The sequence below is a fragment of the Paenibacillus sp. CECT 9249 genome (assembly GCF_918697855.1).
GTDB lineage: Bacteria > Bacillota > Bacilli > Paenibacillales > Paenibacillaceae > MSJ-34.
The window spans coordinates 1-17667 of record NZ_CAKKLI010000047.1 but is presented as its reverse complement, the minus strand read 5'-3'; the positions used below and the strand labels follow the sequence as shown (position 1 = coordinate 17667).

Here is a 17667-nt window from a genome sequence, read left to right as displayed (position 1 = left end):
CTTACGTCAACATCCGAACGGCGTAAACTTCTTTGCAAAATCCGCGCAATCCGTTGTATATCCGCGCGACCTTCGACTCCTTGGTTACGAGGCCGAATACGGTCGGCCCGCTCCCTGACATGAGCGCCCCGTCGGCCCCCAATCTAAGCATCGTCTCCTTCAATTGCAGCACCTGAGGATAAGCGGCCAACGTAACGTCTTCCAGCACATTGCCTAACTGGGCGCAAATGCGATGAAACTGCTGCGACGCGATCGCCTCGGTCATTTGGCGCAGCGAAGGGTGCTTCCTAATCTTGTCGGCCCGCAGCCGCCCGTATACATCGGCGGTCGATACGTTGATCGGCGGCTTGGCGAGAATGACCCAACATTGCGGCGGATTCGCAATGCGTTCCAATCGTTCTCCCCGCCCCCTGGCGATCGCCGTGCCTCCCGCAACGCAGAACGGAACGTCCGAGCCCAGTTCCGCTCCTAAACGCTGCAGTTCCTCTTCCGGTATGCCCAGCTTCCACAGCCGGTTCAACCCCCGCAACGCCGCCGCGGCATCGCTGCTGCCTCCGGCCAATCCCGCCGCGACCGGTATCTTCTTGTCTAGGTGAATATAAACTCCTTGCTTCACTTCATATCGTTCCTTGATGAGCTTGGCCGCCTTGAAGGCTAAATTTTTCTCGTCGAGAGGAATATAGCCCGCCTGGCTTGAAATGATGATCGTATCCCGCCCCAAAGGCTCCATTTCCAGACGATCGGCCAAATCGACCATCGTCATCACCATCTCCACTTCATGAAATCCGTCTTCCCGTTTATGTAACACATCCAGCATTAAATTGATTTTCGCCGGCGCCTTTTCATATACTTTCATTACGTTCACCCACTTCTAAAGCTCATCGCTATGGCTCTAAGGTGTCTAACTTAGGACAACTTACCATATTATATCAGAATCCCGTTAGAAACGCATTTCGATCGCTCCGGCAAGGCGCCTGCAATAATATCTGCAAAGAAGAAAAGCGAAGTTCCCGGGCCAACCCCGGATACAACCTCGCCCGTTGCCAAATTACGACTTTTTCGCTGCGGCTTGTTCCGCCAATTGAATCGCCCGTTTCACCATATTCCCCGCGTCTTTCGCCCGAATATTCCCCCAACCTTCGCGCTGTACCGTTTCGTAAAAGCCTAAATCCTTCGCAAGCTCGTATTTCAACTCCTCGGACATGACGCTGCGTCTTCTGCCCATCGAAATTCCTCCTTTGCGCAATCGGAACATTATTGCCTGCGTTCCGTTCTGACAGTGTTAGTATGGCTCGGGCATTTGCAGTTCATGCAATCCGGGAGGTTGCGACTTTTTCGCTGGAGAAGAAACGAAACCCAGTGCCGCCTCGCGTCACTGGGTTTGTTAATTATAAAATAATTGCGCCCTCTACAGGGCTTATTGTTGGATATAGGTGATGCGGACTTGCCCGTCGTCGTCACATACGGTAACTTCGACCGATTCCGTCAGTATATCCGCGTAACTATAAGAAACTCGCTTAAAAGCATGCTGCTCTTGATCGAGCTTAACGATAAAAACAGAAGGGTAGATTTCTTCCAGGACTCCGGTCCTTTCAATGGTCTTTCGGCGACCACCGTTTGCCCGTAACATAATTTTACGCCCGACGTGGGCTTCCAAGCTACGTTTAATTTCCAACAGCGCATTTTTAGCCATTGTCAACTACCACCTCTTTCCTTGTCCATTATACCCAATTCAAGAGGTAATGTCAAATGAAACAAATTATTATATCAGCCATCAATTCGTGTTGTCAACGGCATTTTGAGTGATTTTTTAAATTTTTCGGTTTTACCATCTTAATAAAGTTCACAAAATGTTCACAAATCAAAAGAAGGAAGCGTTAGTCCCATTTGAAACCGGACGTTTATGTCGCCGAAGGAGTAACATTCAGGGTCGATAAATCCTTGATTCTCGGGATTCCGATACGGTAGCTCCCCCTTGTTTCGATCCCGCCCAAGCCGTCCGTTCCGCTAATCGTATGCTGGATGACATCCACCACGTCGATCGTATCCTTGATCGGGGTAAACGAAGACTTCACCGCGATATAAACCGGATCCAGCGCGTGGATCAAGATGCGTCCCGGAGAACTCGCAAAATTGGCTCCCGCTTGCAGCAGCGCTTCAAAATGGGATTGGCAAGCGCCGGCGATAATATTCAACGCATCAAAATTCCGCTCGTATTGGCGCGCGATTCTGACGGCTTTCACAAAATTTTCCGAGTTTTTGTAACTGTTCAAGCTATATAAATCGCGATTTTTGAGATGCTTGAGCACGCCGTCGTGGCCGGTGATGACGACGATGTCCGGTCGAACGCGCGGCAGCAAATGGTACAGCATATCCCCCATGTTCGCTTCGTTTACGTAATGCCCTTCTGCCGGTACTCGGAGCTGTCCGTACAGTTCCATGCTTTTTTTTAAATAATTGACGTCTCCGTCCAGATGAAGCACTTTTCCCGGCACCTCGAAAAAAGGCTGATGGTTCATCAACTTTCGGTTCAATTCGGCTTGGCTTCTTTCCGTTTGCCCTTTGCGGTACTGTTCCATTAAACGCGTCGATTCCATCGATTTAATGCGAGCCTGTTTCTCTTTGCTGTGGATCGATATCGTATTGGTCACCTTGACGAGATCTTGGAGCGGAGAATCGGCTAGCAAACGAAAATCCGTTCCTTTAATAATCGCTTGATCCGCGCGCATCGCTGCAATGCGGAACATGACATCTCCGCCGTAAGACTTCCGTACGACCAGGTCTCCTAGCTTCATATGCAAAATCACCTCTTCGTCTATCGTATGGGCATGAAGAGGGATTGGTGTCTATTTTTGCGATGAGAACCCGGTCATCTCGCGCCATAAACGTACAATTCGTCGCTTAGGCGGGCGAATTCCTCGAGACTTAGCGTTTCGCCGCGGCGCGCCGGATCGATGCCCGCACGCTGCAGGATCGGCATAAGTTCCTCCCGATTCTCTTTATCGAAAAAACGCGCTTTCAAGTTGTTGGCGATCGTTTTCCTGCGCTGTGCGAACGATGCCTGCACGACCTCGAAGAAGAGCGGTTCGCTCTTCGTTTGGACCGGCGGCTCTTCCCGCACCTTCAGGCGAATGACCGCCGATTCCACATTAGGCTGCGGAATAAATACGGTATGAGGCACCGTACAAACAAGCTCAGGCTCGCAATAATACTGTACGGCGACGCTAAGGCTGCCGTATTCCTTACCGCCCGGCTCCGCCGCCATCCGCTCGGCGACTTCCTTCTGAATCATGACGACGATATGCTCGAGCGGCAGGCGCTCTTCCAGCAGCTTCATAATAATCGGCGTCGTCACGTAGTAAGGCAGGTTGGCGACGACGCTCACTTTACCGATACCGGCGAAGCGTTCCGCGAACAATGCGCGCAAATCGACCTTCAGCACATCGCCGTGCACCACTTCCGTATTCGGATACGGCGCCAGCACTTCCCGCAAGATGGGGATCAGGCGGGAATCGATCTCCACGGCCGTCACCTTGCCCGCCGTTTGCGCCAGTTTCTCCGTCAAGGCGCCGATGCCGGGACCGATCTCCAATGCGCCCTTCGTTTGATCCAGGCAAGCAGCCTGCACAATTTTATCCAAAATGTTGCGGTCGACCAGAAAATTTTGCCCTAAGCTTTTCTTGAACGAGAAGCCATGCCGCTGAATAATGTCTTTCGTTCGATTCGGCGTGGCGATGTCCATATTCGTTTCTCTGTTTCTACTATCGTGATCGGCGCGTCCCGCCGCATTCGGTCGATTCATCCTCGTTACAGCCCTTCATTCTCGATTTGCCGCAGCGCCGCCGCAAACTCCTCGCGGCTAATTTGAAACGCGGCGCAGCGCTTGTAAAATTGCTTGCCGTTGCAATAACCGATGCCCAGCAGTTCCCCCATCGCTTTCCTGCGCTTTGCGGACTGCGGATGGATGATGAGGCCCGCTTCCATTAAGTCTTCCCAATCGATCTGACTTCCAGCCGCCTCAACCTCGCTGCGCACGCTGTCCAGCGCCGCGCGAATCGCCTCAGGCGAAGCGTTCTCGACGCCGATATCCCCTTCCCGGGTCGCATCGGACAGCTTCAAGAAGGCGTGCTTGCAGCCCGGTATGCGGGCGGATATGATTTTGCGGATCCGTTCTCCGGCGTGATCCGGATCGGTAAATACGATCACGCCCCGGCGCTCTTGCGCGAGCGCGATCCGCCGCAAAACGGCTTCATCAATCGCCGATCCGCCCGTCTCGATCGTATCTGCGTCCACCGCCCGCTTAATCGCGGCCGTATCGTCTTTGCCTTCGACGACAATGATTTCTTTTATCATAAACCAGGGTAACATCCTTTCGTGCATTAAAAAAGAAGAGGTGAATCCCTCTTCTTAGCATTACAACATATTTATCGAATAAATGCCAGTGCTCCGCGCGATTAGCTCGCTTCCGGCTTATTGGGCCCGATGACGTATACGGTATGGCCTTTCTTGCGGCCGAAACGCTTCGCTTCTTTCAAGCTATCGATATACACGTCGATCTTATTGCCTTTGATGGCGCCTCCCTTGTCTTCCGCCCGGCGGAAGCCGATGCCTTCGATGTATACCCACCATCCCATCGGAATGACTTTCGTATCGACCGCGATCGTACGCCCTTCGGTTACGCGAGTCCCCGACGCCGTCTTGGTGCCGATGCCGTCTTCTTCCGCGGAATAGGCCGTTAAGCTAACGTTTTTCAAAACCTTCTTGTAGGAGAACGTAACATCGTTTTTGGTTGTTGTCGCCATATCAGGCGATTTCGCCGACAACACGGTTACTTGCGGCGTTTCTTTCTTCGTGCCGACCGCTACGATTTTGTCCTTCGTTTCGTTCTGAACCGTTTTGTCGACCATGACGGAAGAAACCAGCTTTCCGTCTTGAAATATATTTTCAATTTTTTGAATCACGACGCCTTCCTGGCCTTTCTGCACCAGCTTTTCTTTACCGGCCGCCAAGGTAGGGTCTTCTTTTGTGACAATTTGGAACGGAACGGTCAACTGCCGTTCTTCCAGTTTTTTCTCCACCCGCACGATTTTAATATCCATGTCGCCGTTGATCGCGGTGTCCGGAGAAGGGAAAACTTTGTCATGCTCGGATATAGTAATTTGATTTGCCTTGATTACGTCCTGAACGGTAGATGCGGTCGTATACACCGTCTTCGTCTGCCCATCGGCGGTCACATGCACGGGTACCGCATGATCGATTCGAATCATGTCGCCGTCCTTTATCTCCGATAAAGGGGACGCCGAGATGTAATCGTGCGCGCCGACCAAGATAGCTTGTTCATCCAGCAGGTGCTGCAAAGTTCTGTGTGTTGTTTCGACCTGTCGGTGTTGTCCATTCACGACTAAAGCGATTTCTTTCTTAGCCGTTACGTTCAAGAGCACCATCAACATGAAAGATAAAGCAAGAGAAACGATAGCGAGTAGTATGACCAATTGCAAGTTTTCATGCATCCATCGCCACGCGAAAGACATGCTGGATGATCGTCTTCCATGGGTCTCCTCTAGTTGGAAATTGCCCACTTCTTCGGTCCTCCTTCATAGTCCCGCCGCCTAAGTGTTTCGCATGATTCATTGAGACGCGACTATAACAGATTTTTCACAGGATCCGCATTGAAAACATCGCTTGCCATGAACTCTAGGTGCTGCGTTTCCTGTGTCCTCACCAGTGTGCCAGGTAAGTCCTCACCTCCCGTTTTCTATGCCTATGACGTCTTGGACGTCTTTATTCGAAAACGAAAAAGAAAGCCAACGTAAGAGGGACCTCTTTCGTGGCTTCCGGTATCGACATGTAAATTAGGCATTGGACGCACGAGGTTACCTCTCTCTGCACGCTTACGAGGTTAGCTGTCGGATTCGGACGTGAGAGTCGCCCTATTCGAGCCTATTCCGCTCATGGCGAAATGGCGCAAAATTCACCCCTAGACCCTTGGAAGAAATCAATGATGCGATCGCAATCGTTCGCGTCATTCGGTTCCCCCGTTCTCCGTTCGGAGACTCAGCGAGACTGGTTTGAAGAAATATGATATCAAACTCTGATTTGAATCATACTCTGTAACCGCGATGATTGTAAAGCCGACTTTTACCACGTATTTCTGAAAAATAGATTAAAAAATTGTAATAAACGGCCCTTTTCTTTAACAAATCCTTTAATTTTGCTTTATAAATCGCTTTTTCATGCCTTTTTCAGCGTTTTTCAGTCAAATCGAAAACAATTTAACGCATTTTGGAACGTAATTTTGGATAATTCTTCTAATTCCAACCCCTTTAACGCAGCTGCCGCCTCCGCCACCAGACGTACATAACCGGTCTCATTTCGTATTCCACGAAATGGATGAGGTGTAAGATAAGGGGAGTCTGTTTCGATCAATAATCGGTCGAGCGGAACTTGCGAAAGCACCTCTTTTGGCTGCTTGGCATTTTTGTAAGTAATTGGTCCGCCAAACGAAATATAGAAACCGAGATCGAGACATTGTTTAGCAATTTCCCAGCTTCCGGAAAAACAATGCATGACGCCGCCGACTTCTTCGGCATGTTCTTCCCGCAAAATGCGAACCACATCCGCATGGGCGTCTCGATTATGGATCACGATCGGCATCTGTAAATTGCGAGCGAGGCCGATCTGTTGTCGAAACACGCTCTGCTGAACGTCTTGCGGAGACGTATCCCAGTAATAATCCAGGCCGATTTCGCCGATCGCCACCACTTTGTCGTGGCGGCACAGCTCCGCGATCCAGTCCAAATCTTCCGGCCGCATCGTAACGGCGTCTTGCGGATGCCAGCCTACGGCCGCATAAATAAAATCGTATTTCTCCGCAAGCTCCATCGTCGTCGGAATCGTTTCCCGGTTAAATCCGATATTAATCATCCGGCTAACGCCTTGCTCCAAAGCGCGCGCGATCACTTCTTCGCGATCTTCGTCAAATTGCGCCGCATCCAAATGAGTATGTGTGTCGAATAGCATCTCTTTGTCCTCCTGTACATTTGTCGAATTCGATACTCGTTGTCGTTTCTCTTCCTATATATCATATCATTCGTTCAACTCAAACAGCTTGGCGATGTCGGGACGAAAACGATGCATCGCCGCTTTCAGTTTATGGTCCGGATAATACAGGCGGTATTTTCCTTTATGTATGCCTCCGATCGAACGAATAATATCGGACACTTCGGCAATATCCTTGACGTGGCCGTGCCGGTCAAGCAGCCATATACGGGCCGTCATCGCCTCGTCCGTCGGATAATCGACCTCCAAATCGTAATCGGGATGCAAACCCGCCTGCCGGAACTGGTCGCGAAGCTCCTCCTCCAGCATCCGGTCTAACGCCGGAATCACGCTATATTTGTACAATTTGCGCTCTATGAAGCGGCGGCATAAATCCGACAATATTTCGTCTTCGTCTTGGATCCATTGCATAAATACGGTTTGAACCAACGCCTCATCCAATTGTACATATTGTTTCATCGATATTTCGCCTTTAAACAAAGCCGGCAGCGGTTCGATCATGAACCGAAACCGGTGTCCGCTGTCGAACAGTTCCTTCGCTCTGCGAAAAATTTGTCTAAGAATGATCTCGGAGCTTCTCGTCACCGGGTGAAAATAGACCTGCCAATACATTTGGTATCTCGACATAAAATAATCCTCCACCGCATGCATGCCGCTTTCTTTCACCACGATTCGTCCCTGGTGCGGGCGAAGCAGACGCAAAATGCGATCCATGTCGAACGTTCCGTAGTTTACGCCCGTAAAATGGGCGTCGCGCAGCAAATAATCCATCCGGTCGGCATCGAGCGGGCTGGATACGAGATTCACGACGATCGGCTTCTCGTACGTCTTGCGAATGACGGCGGCGACTCGCTCGGGAAAGTCGGGCGCAATCCGGCTGAGCACGGCGTTGATTTCAGAATCTTCCATTATAATGCGGCATGTCCAATCTTCGTGATGCATGCGGAACGCTTCTTCGATCGAATGGGAAAAGGGCCCATGACCGAGGTCATGCAGCAAGGCGGCGCATAGCGCAAGCATCCTCTCCTCTTGCGGCCAATCGGCGTCGTCCCTGCGTTCGAATTGGGAGATGATGCGGCGCGTAATTTCGTACACCCCGAGCGAATGGGAGAACCTGCTATGCTCGGCTCCATGAAATGTCAAATAAGACGTTCCAAGCTGGCGAATGCGGCGCAAACGTTGAAATTCGCGCGTATTGATCAAATCCCAAATCGTCTGGTCTTGCACGTGAATATATTGATGAACCGGGTCCTTGAATACTTTTTCCTCTGCAAGCGCCTGATGCATAATAACCACCTCTCATTTCTTATTTTTCGTTTTCATGTCTATGTCGAAACGTTCATGTCGAATCTACAAACTAAAAAACAAAGATCTTTGTCGAATTATGTCATCGCTAGTTTTCCAATTTACAAGCGGTTTTTCCTGCTTGGAAATTTTAAAATTCTATGAATTATCATGTAGAAACCATAAATTAGTACGCTTGCCGCTAATTTTACAGGTTGACTTATTTGGGAAAGCTTGGTACTATTATTATCATAAAAAAAGCTAGAAAGATGTCGAAATATGTCGAAGCATCACATTTTTGAGAGGAGAAAGGATTTACTATGATGAAATCCACAGGAATCGTAAGAAAAGTCGACGAATTAGGTCGGGTCGTTATTCCGATCGAACTTCGCCGCACGCTTGGCATTGGCGAGAAGGACGCCTTGGAAATATACGTAGACGGCGAGCGCATAATGCTCAAGAAATACGAGCCTGCTTGCATCTTTTGCGGCAACGCGGAAAACGTTACATACTTTAAAGGAAAAATTGTTTGTCACGAATGTATTTCTGAAATACCAACACCTGTGACAAACTAAGTAAAATAGTATATAATAGATTTATACACATGTTAATTCTAACCTTTTTATATCTCCTTGGTACCTTTCTCGGCTTTGAACCCGGCCGCGAGGGGTATTTTTTTTCCTAACCTGTGGATAAACCATCCGTGGATCCCATCCCGCCCGACTCTTTACTACCTTACTCCTGACGGAGCAAAGCGTTATACACATCCCGCTTCGAGACATTCCGGTCGGACGCCGCCTGTTTCATCGCTTCTTTCCGGTTGCCTCCGTTTCGCGCCTCGTAATGCCCGACATGCTCTTCGATCGAGAGCGCTTGCCACCATATGGCATCCCGTTCCTCTTCCTCCGACGTCCCCGCCTCCACGACAAGGCAGTACTCGCCTTGCGGAGGATGCTCCTCCAACCACGCCAGACATTGCTCGATCGTTCCCCGCGCCCATTCCTCGAATTTCTTCGTTAATTCGCGCGCGAGCACGATTCGGCGGTTGCCCAAAATGTCCAGCATATGCTTCAACGTTTTGGCCGTACGATGAGGGGATTCGTAGAAAATGAGCGTTCCCTCGGCCGAGCGCAGCGAACGCAGCGCATTCTCGATGCCCTTGTTGTCGCGCGGCAAAAACCCGATAAACGTAAACCGGTCGGTGGCAAGCCCCGAGGCGATTAGCGCCGACAGCGCCGCGTTCGCGCCGGGTACCGGGACGACGGGAATGCGTTCGGCGAGGGCCAGTTGCACCAGGTCGGCGCCGGGGTCGGAAATCGCCGGCAGACCGGCGTCGCTGACGAGCGCAATATTTTTTCCTTCTATTATATAGCGAATGATTTCAGGACCGCTCGCATGCTTGTTATGCTCATGATAGCTGAACAATTTGGCGGAAATTTGGAAGTGAGCGAGCAGCTTCCGCGTTTGGCGCGTATCCTCGGCGGCGATAATGTCGGCTTCCCGCAGCGTGCGTACGGCGCGATAAGTCATATCCTCCAAATTGCCGATCGGCGTCGCGACCAGATATAGCGTCCCGGTCTGCCGGTCTCCCGACTGAGACTGAAAACTTCGTTGAATATCAACCGTCATCGTTCATCTATCCCTCTCTGGCTCCGTAATAGACTTGCATCAGTTCTTCGCAATATTCGTTTCTTTCATTATATACAATGAGCGGAGGCAATAACCGAATATCGGGCTTGCCGTCGCGGAGCGCTTCAATCAGCACCATATTCGCCTCCATATCGATACGGGGATGCACGAACCGGATCCGCTTCGGCTCAAGCCGGTGCCGGCGCATGAGACTAACGATTTCGCCGAGCCTGGACGGGCGATGAACCATCGCCACTTTACCGCCGGTGCGAATTAACCGTTTGCAGGCGAGAATCACATCTTCAAGCGTACATGCGATTTCATGACGCGCCAACGCTTGATACTCATTCACTTTCAAATCTCCCGTCCGAAGCGGCATGTACGGCGGATTGACCGTAATGGCATCATAGCTCTCATATCCGGCCATTTGGTGATATTCGCGCAAATCGCCGCGTATGATACGAATCTGCTCTTCCAACCCGTTCAGCTTGACGCTGCGCCGCGCCATATCGTGCACTCGTTCCTGAATTTCGACGCCGTCGATCGCCGCTTTCGTCCTTGTGGATAACAACAGCGGGATCACGCCGTTGCCTGTGCATAAATCCAGCACTTTGCCATGCTTCGGCACGGAGGAGAAGCGCGCGAGCAGCACCGCGTCGAGCGAGAAGCTGAACACTTCGTCGCTCTGGATAATTTTCAAATCATGGGTTAACAAATCGTCCAAGCGCTCTGTTTCCCGCAATAGATCCGTATTCATTGCCTTCGTCCTTTACCTGGAATAGATTGAAAAAACCGTAGGCGTTAAGCCTACGGCAAGTTATTTATTCAAAAATGACAGACAGAACAAGCAGTCGCCTTCCGTACGCAGATGGCCATAATATACGTTGCAAATATGAAACCCTTCATGGTAAAGGCGCGCCAAATTGTCATAGCCTTCGCCGACGACGGCATTCGTCTTGGATAGTTTGGCCTCCGTTTGTTCGGCGCTCTCGGCTAATCGTTCCGATTCCGGCATCGATTCGCGTTTTAATATTTTCCGTAATTGTTGATTTTCTATGCTTAAACGCTGGTTTTCCTCCAACAGCTGTTTGACGATCAGTTTTAAGGCCCCTAGATCTTGATGGAGAACGCCCATTTGCGATTCAATATCATTGATTTGCGTGAAAATATCTTTTTTCTCCAAGTTCCCACCCCAGAGCGTAAAAAATAAACGCTTATTTTACAACAACATCATCAAAAGGAAGTTCTTTCGCTTTGCCTGTTTCGAATAATTGCACGTGAACCGTATGGTTCTGAAGATTGATGCCGACGACTTTGCCGTCGCCGTATGATGTCACAACCATTTTGCCTACGGAAGGCAATTCTTCCTTGGCGCTTTCGTAATTGTCATGCTCGTATTTCAAGCAGCACATCAACCGGCCGCATAGACCGGATATTTTCGTCGGGTTAAGCGATAAATTCTGATCTTTGGCCATCTTGATCGACACCGGTTCGAAATCGCCGAGCCATGAAGAGCAGCATAGGATGCGCCCGCATGGACCGATGCCCCCCAGCATCTTGGCTTCATCCCGCACGCCGATCTGTCTCAGCTCGATGCGAGTGCGGAAGATACTGGCCAAATCCTTGACCAATTCGCGAAAGTCGACTCGTCCTTCCGCCGTAAAATAAAAAATAATTTTGTTCCGATCGAACGTATATTCCACATCGACCAGTTTCATCTTCAATTGATGGTCCCTAATTTTATCGACACATGTCGCAAACGCATTCCGCGCCGCGAACTTATTCTCCTCCACCACACGAGCGTCTTGATCGTCCGCCATCCGAATCACTTTCTTCAATGGCAGGACGACATCCGATTCGGCTACCGTCTTCGGGCCGATGACCACTTTACCGTATTCGATCCCGCGCGCCGTTTCTACGATAACGTTCCGGTCTTTTTCAATCGGCAGGTCGAGTGGATCGAAGTAATAGATTTTCCCCGCTTTCTTAAAGCGGACACCCACCACATTATACAAATACTAACCCCCTTGCATTTCAACTAGAAATTGTTCGAAAGCAAGCTGCGGATTGGCATTGGCGCGCAACCGTTTCTTCACGTCCGCCGCCTGCTCCATACAACGCACCCATGCATCCGTCGTGCGGGTGAATGCGATTTTTCCGATCGAATCTAACTGATCTATGAAAACGATACTCTCCGTCCGGTCCACTTGATAGTGAATCATATCTTTAAACCACAGCAGGAATAAGCTCATCATCATGTCGAGGTGTTCCGCCAGCGGCGTCTTGAACAATTTCTGCTGGGCCGTAACCATAACGGAATTTCCCTGGACGTGACATTCCTTCCCTAATTGTAACACTACGTTTCGGATTTCTGCAAACCAATTCTGTTGGATAATTTCTCTACATGCGGCAATGCCGGAGGCCATATGAACGGCGGGGCGGGCAAGCGTCTGCGGGAACCCTTCGCCTGCGAGCACTTGCAGCATTTCGCCCGGATTCATCGGGGTAAACGGCACCCATTGCGCGCGCGACTGAATGGTCGGCAGCATCGCATGCCCGTTCTCGGTGATGAGAACGGCCACTACATTCGATTGCGGTTCTTCCAAAAATTTAAGCAAACTGTTGGCCGCTTGTACGGTCATCTTATCGGCTTGCTCCATGATATAGATTTTTGGTCCGCCTCCGCTCCGATAGGCGAATTCGCGCTGCAACGCGCGAATCTGTTCGATCTTGATCGACGCCCCGTCGGGCGCGACGATATGAACGTCGGGATGGTTGCCATGCTCCACCTTCCGGCATTCCAGGCAGCGCCCGCAGCTGTCGTCCGTCATTTCGGTGCATAATAACGCTTGGGCCAGTGCGAGCGCGGTCTCCTTGCGCCCGGTTCCGTTCGGTCCGGCGAACAGGTAAGCATGCGATACTTTGCCGCTGCGCAGGCCGTTCTGGAGCATTTGCTTGGCTCGTTGTTGTCCGATAATCTCTTGAAATGACATGGTTACCCTCTCATCTTATAGTAACAACCTCAAAAGAGATCACCATTTAAGAGGTTGTTCAAAAAGCAACTTTTGATCACGCACTTTAAGGTGAAGTTTACCACACCCGTAGGAAAAATCAAACGAATTTTCGGTTATCGCATGAAGAGCACTAGCGTTGCATCGGGAAATTGGTATCCGGACCGCAGGGCCGTTATTTCGCGTCAAAACTGCTTATTCGCTGTTTAGGCGACATGAAGAGCGAAAGAGCCCGGCTCACCGCAATCGCTGCGATGAGCCGAGCTCTCGATAACCGTTCCAAGCCTTTATACTTCTCGTTCCCGCTCGCATACCAGGGCGAGTGCCGCCGGGGATTTGCCTGTGAGTGCCATGCTTCTGCGATCCGGCTGGGACGTGCCTACGTAAACGGTATAATTTCCTTGATAGAGCATTCTCCGTCCCGCTTCGTTGAACAGGCCGAAAGCCTCAACCGGCAGCCGCAGCGTTACTTCCCGTTCTTCTTGCGGCTGCAAATGCACTTTGCGAAACGCTTTGAGCTGCGGATTGGGAGCGCCTTCGCGCTCCGCCTTCACATATACCTGCAGCACTTCTCCGGCTGCCATGCTGCCGACATTCCGAATCGTTGCACATACTTGAACGCCCGCATCGGTGACCCGGTCATGATCGATCTTCACACGCTCGACGGAGAAGACCGAATACGACAAACCGTAACCGAAAGGATAAAGCGCTTCTTGCTTCATATAACGGTAAGTCCGATTGTACATCGCGTAATCGGTGAAATCCGGCAATTCTTCGATCGAATGATAGAACGTAATCGGCAGCTTGCCTTCCGGCGAGAACTCGCCGAAGATCGCTTCGGCGACGACCCGTCCGCCTTGCGCGCCCGGATACCAGCCCTGGATGATGGCGGAAACATGTTCATGCGCCCAACCGAGCCCAAGCGCGCTTCCCGACAGAACGACCAGAATCACCGGTTTTCCGCTTTCGTACGCCGTCTTGAGCACCTCCTCCTGAATGCCCGGAAATGTCAGGTCGCGCTTGTCGCCGCTGCCGTACTGATTCCCGGTATCGCCCTCCTCTCCTTCAAGGCCGGCGTCCAAACCGAGGCAAACGACGACGACATCGCTCTCCTTGCAAACGCCCTTCACTTCGGCGATCCTGTCGTTGCGCGCGCCCAAGGCGCTGACTCTATCCTGAAACAAGTGGCAGCCTTCGGTATAGAAGACGCGGACGTCATCGCCGACGTAATCCTGGATGCCCTCTTTCACGGTAATATAACGGGAAGCCGTGCCTTCATAGTTGCCCACCAGCGCCCGCCGGTTGTCCGCGTTCGGGCCGATCACCCCGATCGTTCTTATCTTCGTTTTGTCTAGCGGCAGCAGACCGTCATTCTTCAACAGCACGAGGCTTTCCTTGGCCGCTCTGCGGTTAAGGGCCTGCATCTTGGACGAATCGACCTCGCGGTAGCCGATCGAATGGAACGGAACCTTCTCGGGATCGTCGAACAGGCCTAGCTTCATTCGCGTCGTGAACAGTCTGGCGACGGCCTGGTCAATCGCCTGTTCCGTAACAAGGCCTTCCTTCACCGCATCGAGCAGGAACAGGAACAGGCTTCCGCAATTCAGATCGCATCCCTGATTGACGGCCAGAGCAACAGACTCGACGGCGGTGGCGGTAACTTTATGATGCTCGTGGAAATCCCGAATCGCCCAGCAGTCCGACACGACATGCCCGTCGAATCCCCAATCTCCCCGCAGTATCTTCTTCAGCAGCAGTTCGCTGCCGCAGCATGGTTCGCCGTTTGTTCTGTTGTACGCCCCCATGACCGCTTCCACCTTCGCTTCCTGGACGCACGCTTGAAACGCCGGCAAATACGTCTCGTACAAATCCTGGACGGAGACGACGGCATTGAAGCTATGCCGCAGATCCTCCGGCCCCGAATGAACCGCATAATGCTTCGCGCATGCCGCGCTCTTCAAATAGTTCTCGTCATGGCCCTGCAAACCTTGGATAAATCGCACGCCAAGCCTTGAGGTCAGGTAAGGATCTTCTCCGTAAGTCTCATGTCCTCTGCCCCACCGGGGATCGCGGAAAATGTTCACGTTCGGCGCCCAGAACGTCAGTCCCTTGTAAATATCCGTATCGCCGAACTCCTGCTGCATGTTAAATTTGGCTCTCCCTTCCGTAGCGATTGCGTCCGCAATCTCTTCCAGCAAATCCTCGTTGAACGTCGCCCCGAGGCCGATCGCCTGCGGGAAGACCGTAGCCACGCCTGCCCTGGCCACCCCATGCAGCGCTTCGTTCCACCAGTTGTAGGCTTTCACGCCCAAGCGTTCAATGGCCGGAGCCGCATGCACCATTTGACGCACTTTTTCCTCCAGCGTCATTTGTTCTACCAATTGTTTTGCGCGCGTTTTATACTCTTCGATTTTCGTTTTATTTTCCGCTAATGCTGCCATCGTCTTATTCACCGGCCCTCGCTTTTTTTATAAATTTTCGCAATATTTGATATGCACTTCTTAGAAAAGAAAGCACGTCCTTATTTTTTTGGGTTTTTATGCATAAATTTCCGCTTCATGATATTGTGAATGCGCTTTCTATGATATTATTATAATGAAAAAACCATCCGCAATCTTCGTAAATATTGCTTTATGCTCCTCAAATATTGCGATTTAGGGCAGTGTTAAAAATGTAGAAAGGATGGGTGTAGAGTGATTGAAATATTGAATGGCGCCAGGGAAACCGTCTCCTACCGCGAGCATTTCGGCATCCGGTTGTATCTGAACCGAGAAGCGGAGAACTATCCCGTGCATTGGCACACGGCCGCGGAAATCATTATGCCGTTGGAAAATCGTTATACCGTTATTGTGAACGATACGACCTACGTACTCGAACCCGGCGATATTCTCATTCTTCCTCCGGGAGAACTGCATGAGATCGTGGCTCCGGAAGACGGGAAACGGATCATTCTGCAATTCGACTTCTCGCTCCTGTACCATCTTAAGGGGTTCGATTCCGCCTTTCATCTGCTGCGGCCCAGTTGTCTGATTGCGGGGAAGCGACATCAAGAGCTTAGCCGGTCGCTGCAACAGCTGCTTCTGGATTTGAAGGACGAATACTTCGGAAACTCTTTGTTAAAGGAACCGGCCGCCTATGCTTTGCTTATTCAATTTTTTGTCCTGATCGGAAGGAATGTCATAAACGGAGAGGCTCGTTCCCACAAAACCAAAGGGCCGAAATATCATAAAAATATCGATAAATTTTTGAAGGTATGCAACTACATGAACGAACATTGCACAGAGGATATTCAAGTCGAGGAGTTGGCCGAGCTTGCCGGGTTCAGCAAGTTTCACTTCACCCGCTTGTTCAAGGAATTTATCGGCATGTCATATTACGATTACCTGAATCAGCATCGAATTATGCATGCGGAGAGGCTGCTGATCGATCCGAACATATCGGTGACGGAAGTCGCAATGCGATCGGGTTTCGGCAGTCTAGCCACCTTCAATCGCGTTTTCAAGGCGTACAAAAAATGCACGCCCACACAATACAAACCATTGTATAACAGCCGGCCGCATCGCAACGCTTCGACTCATGAGCTTGAGCGATAGGCCATTCGCAATTCGGCACGAGGCTCGTTTTTTGTCCGTAAAAAAAGCCCTCACGGTTTGGGCCGCAGGCTTTTCTTCAATGCTTGCCTTTCGTTTCGGTTAAAAACAAAGATTAATGAGCATGCCGCGAATCTCACCCATCCGTTGCAGCAGCTCGATTTTCCCTTGCTCGCTTTCCAGCAATTCGTCGGCCATCGATAACAAGGCGGAGTCGATTTCCTCCAGCAGTTTGTAACGCTTGCCCCGCCCTCTGCGGTCCCATCCGCGCGTATCCTTGATGCCGACGCCGCGCCGGACGGTATCTTCCAGGAAGCGTTTGACCAACTGTCGGTATACGCGCAGCTCGCGCACCGTCATCGATTTGGCCAAACGCTCCCCTTGCATTTGAATTTCCTTCAGCTTCTGATGAAGCTGCTCCTGCGAAGCGTCTTGATCCTGCTGCTGCATCATGTCGGCAAAGCTTTTATGCTGAACCGGCTTCGCGGAGGCGTCCGTCTTCACGATTCCTTGCCCTAACGGTCTCCATCCCGGATTGATTTTCATAGGCGGATCATTACCTCGTTTTCTTCTAAAACTTCTTAATCATGTGAGTTCAAAAAGCCGGCTTTTCAGCACCGGGAAGGTTCTTAATAATGTTCGAATCGGTCTACCGGCAGGACGAATACCGTCGCTCCGCCCACTTGCACTTCTACCGGAAGCGGCAAATACGATTCCGTCGTACCGCTCATCGGCGTCACCGGCGTAACGAGTTGATCGCGCACTTTACAGTTCGTGCGAATCACTTCAAACACATCGTCGATCTGGTCGTCGTCGACGCCGATCATAAACGTCGTATTGCCTGCGCGCAAAAACCCGCCGGTACTGGCTAATTTCGTGGCGCGGAAGTTGCTTTTTACCAATGCGTTCGATAAGCGGTTGCTGTCTTTGTCCTGCACAATTGCGATGACAAGTTTCATGAGCTAACCCTCCTCGTATAGTATCTTTTGAAAGCTCTTATAGGTTAGTTTCCATCCCCTGAGGGGGATGGAAAACGGCCTCGAAATTTCCAGGCTCGTTCTTTGAAAATTTCATCTGGGACTGGACTTTCCGGC

Annotated in this window: 19 protein-coding genes and 1 riboswitch; of the genes, 2 read left to right on the top strand and 17 right to left on the bottom strand. The window is 51.0% G+C overall.

The window, feature by feature from the left end:
• Nucleotide 1 precedes the first annotated feature (1 nt).
• The 9 genes from ispE to LQ229_RS22385 form a co-directional block, all read right to left on the bottom strand.
• Nucleotides 2–856 carry a 4-(cytidine 5'-diphospho)-2-C-methyl-D-erythritol kinase gene (gene ispE, locus LQ229_RS22425; protein ID WP_230192955.1) on the bottom strand — a complete coding sequence of 285 codons (855 nt, stop codon included), beginning with the start codon at nucleotides 854–856 and terminating at the stop codon, nucleotides 2–4.
• Between the two features lie 192 nt (nucleotides 857–1048).
• Entirely contained in the window at nucleotides 1049–1225 is a 177-nt protein-coding gene (locus LQ229_RS22420; protein ID WP_230192954.1) for a small, acid-soluble spore protein, alpha/beta type, read from the bottom strand.
• Nucleotides 1226–1417: 192 nt separating this feature from the next.
• Complete coding sequence (gene veg / locus LQ229_RS22415; protein WP_216539907.1) at nucleotides 1418–1693, bottom strand: biofilm formation stimulator Veg; 276 nt, start codon at nucleotides 1691–1693, stop codon at nucleotides 1418–1420.
• A gap of 208 nt (nucleotides 1694–1901) precedes the next feature.
• Nucleotides 1902–2795 carry a sporulation peptidase YabG gene (gene yabG, locus LQ229_RS22410; RefSeq protein WP_216539908.1) on the bottom strand — a complete coding sequence of 298 codons (894 nt, stop codon included), beginning with the start codon at nucleotides 2793–2795 and terminating at the stop codon, nucleotides 1902–1904.
• Between the two features lie 74 nt (nucleotides 2796–2869).
• Nucleotides 2870–3742 carry a 16S rRNA (adenine(1518)-N(6)/adenine(1519)-N(6))-dimethyltransferase RsmA gene (gene rsmA / locus LQ229_RS22405; RefSeq protein WP_216539956.1) on the bottom strand — a complete coding sequence of 291 codons (873 nt, stop codon included), beginning with the start codon at nucleotides 3740–3742 and terminating at the stop codon, nucleotides 2870–2872.
• Between the two features lie 65 nt (nucleotides 3743–3807).
• A complete protein-coding gene (gene rnmV, locus LQ229_RS22400) occupies nucleotides 3808–4353 on the bottom strand; it encodes a ribonuclease M5 (RefSeq protein WP_216539909.1) in 546 nt (181 codons plus the stop codon).
• Nucleotides 4354–4454: 101 nt separating this feature from the next.
• The gene (locus LQ229_RS22395) at nucleotides 4455–5531 is read right to left on the bottom strand and encodes a 3D domain-containing protein (protein WP_230192953.1); all 1077 of its coding nucleotides are present in this window, start codon (nucleotides 5529–5531) and stop codon (nucleotides 4455–4457) included.
• 341 nt (nucleotides 5532–5872) lie between these two features.
• Nucleotides 5873–6070, bottom strand: a riboswitch (cyclic di-AMP (ydaO/yuaA leader).
• A 182-nt stretch (nucleotides 6071–6252) separates the two neighbouring features.
• Complete coding sequence (locus tag LQ229_RS22390) at nucleotides 6253–7020, bottom strand: TatD family hydrolase (protein WP_216539911.1); 768 nt, start codon at nucleotides 7018–7020, stop codon at nucleotides 6253–6255.
• A 66-nt stretch (nucleotides 7021–7086) separates the two neighbouring features.
• The gene (locus tag LQ229_RS22385; protein WP_216539912.1) at nucleotides 7087–8346 is read right to left on the bottom strand and encodes an HD domain-containing protein; all 1260 of its coding nucleotides are present in this window, start codon (nucleotides 8344–8346) and stop codon (nucleotides 7087–7089) included.
• A gap of 317 nt (nucleotides 8347–8663) precedes the next feature.
• Between LQ229_RS22385 and LQ229_RS22380 the strand changes: the two genes are divergently transcribed.
• Nucleotides 8664–8918: an AbrB/MazE/SpoVT family DNA-binding domain-containing protein gene (locus LQ229_RS22380; RefSeq protein ID WP_006207408.1), complete on the top strand. Its 255-nt coding sequence runs from the start codon at nucleotides 8664–8666 to the stop codon at nucleotides 8916–8918.
• A 160-nt stretch (nucleotides 8919–9078) separates the two neighbouring features.
• Here LQ229_RS22380 and rsmI read toward each other — a convergent pair whose 3' ends face one another.
• From rsmI to LQ229_RS22350, 6 genes are all read right to left on the bottom strand, one after another.
• A complete protein-coding gene (gene rsmI / locus LQ229_RS22375) occupies nucleotides 9079–9972 on the bottom strand; it encodes a 16S rRNA (cytidine(1402)-2'-O)-methyltransferase (RefSeq protein ID WP_216539913.1) in 894 nt (297 codons plus the stop codon).
• A 7-nt stretch (nucleotides 9973–9979) separates the two neighbouring features.
• Entirely contained in the window at nucleotides 9980–10729 is a 750-nt protein-coding gene (locus LQ229_RS22370) for a tRNA1(Val) (adenine(37)-N6)-methyltransferase (RefSeq protein ID WP_216539914.1), read from the bottom strand.
• A gap of 60 nt (nucleotides 10730–10789) precedes the next feature.
• On the bottom strand, nucleotides 10790–11155 hold the full coding sequence (gene yabA / locus LQ229_RS22365) for a DNA replication initiation control protein YabA (protein WP_216539915.1): 366 nt from the start codon (nucleotides 11153–11155) through the stop codon (nucleotides 10790–10792).
• A gap of 31 nt (nucleotides 11156–11186) precedes the next feature.
• Nucleotides 11187–11987 carry a stage 0 sporulation family protein gene (locus LQ229_RS22360; RefSeq protein WP_216539916.1) on the bottom strand — a complete coding sequence of 267 codons (801 nt, stop codon included), beginning with the start codon at nucleotides 11985–11987 and terminating at the stop codon, nucleotides 11187–11189.
• A gap of 3 nt (nucleotides 11988–11990) precedes the next feature.
• Nucleotides 11991–12965 carry a DNA polymerase III subunit delta' gene (gene holB, locus LQ229_RS22355; RefSeq protein ID WP_216539917.1) on the bottom strand — a complete coding sequence of 325 codons (975 nt, stop codon included), beginning with the start codon at nucleotides 12963–12965 and terminating at the stop codon, nucleotides 11991–11993.
• Between the two features lie 305 nt (nucleotides 12966–13270).
• Nucleotides 13271–15424, bottom strand: coding sequence for a glycoside hydrolase family 3 C-terminal domain-containing protein (locus tag LQ229_RS22350; protein ID WP_216539918.1), 2154 nt, complete (start codon nucleotides 15422–15424; stop codon nucleotides 13271–13273).
• Between the two features lie 252 nt (nucleotides 15425–15676).
• On the opposite strand from LQ229_RS22350, the gene LQ229_RS22345 reads away from it, so the two are divergent.
• On the top strand, nucleotides 15677–16576 hold the full coding sequence (locus LQ229_RS22345; RefSeq protein ID WP_230192952.1) for an AraC family transcriptional regulator: 900 nt from the start codon (nucleotides 15677–15679) through the stop codon (nucleotides 16574–16576).
• A gap of 99 nt (nucleotides 16577–16675) precedes the next feature.
• On the opposite strand, the gene LQ229_RS22340 is transcribed toward LQ229_RS22345, so the two are convergent.
• Both LQ229_RS22340 and LQ229_RS22335 read right to left on the bottom strand, forming a co-directional pair.
• Entirely contained in the window at nucleotides 16676–17119 is a 444-nt protein-coding gene (locus tag LQ229_RS22340; protein WP_216539920.1) for a YaaR family protein, read from the bottom strand.
• 83 nt (nucleotides 17120–17202) lie between these two features.
• Complete coding sequence (locus LQ229_RS22335; protein WP_216539921.1) at nucleotides 17203–17532, bottom strand: cyclic-di-AMP receptor; 330 nt, start codon at nucleotides 17530–17532, stop codon at nucleotides 17203–17205.
• Nucleotides 17533–17667: the final 135 nt, after the last annotated feature.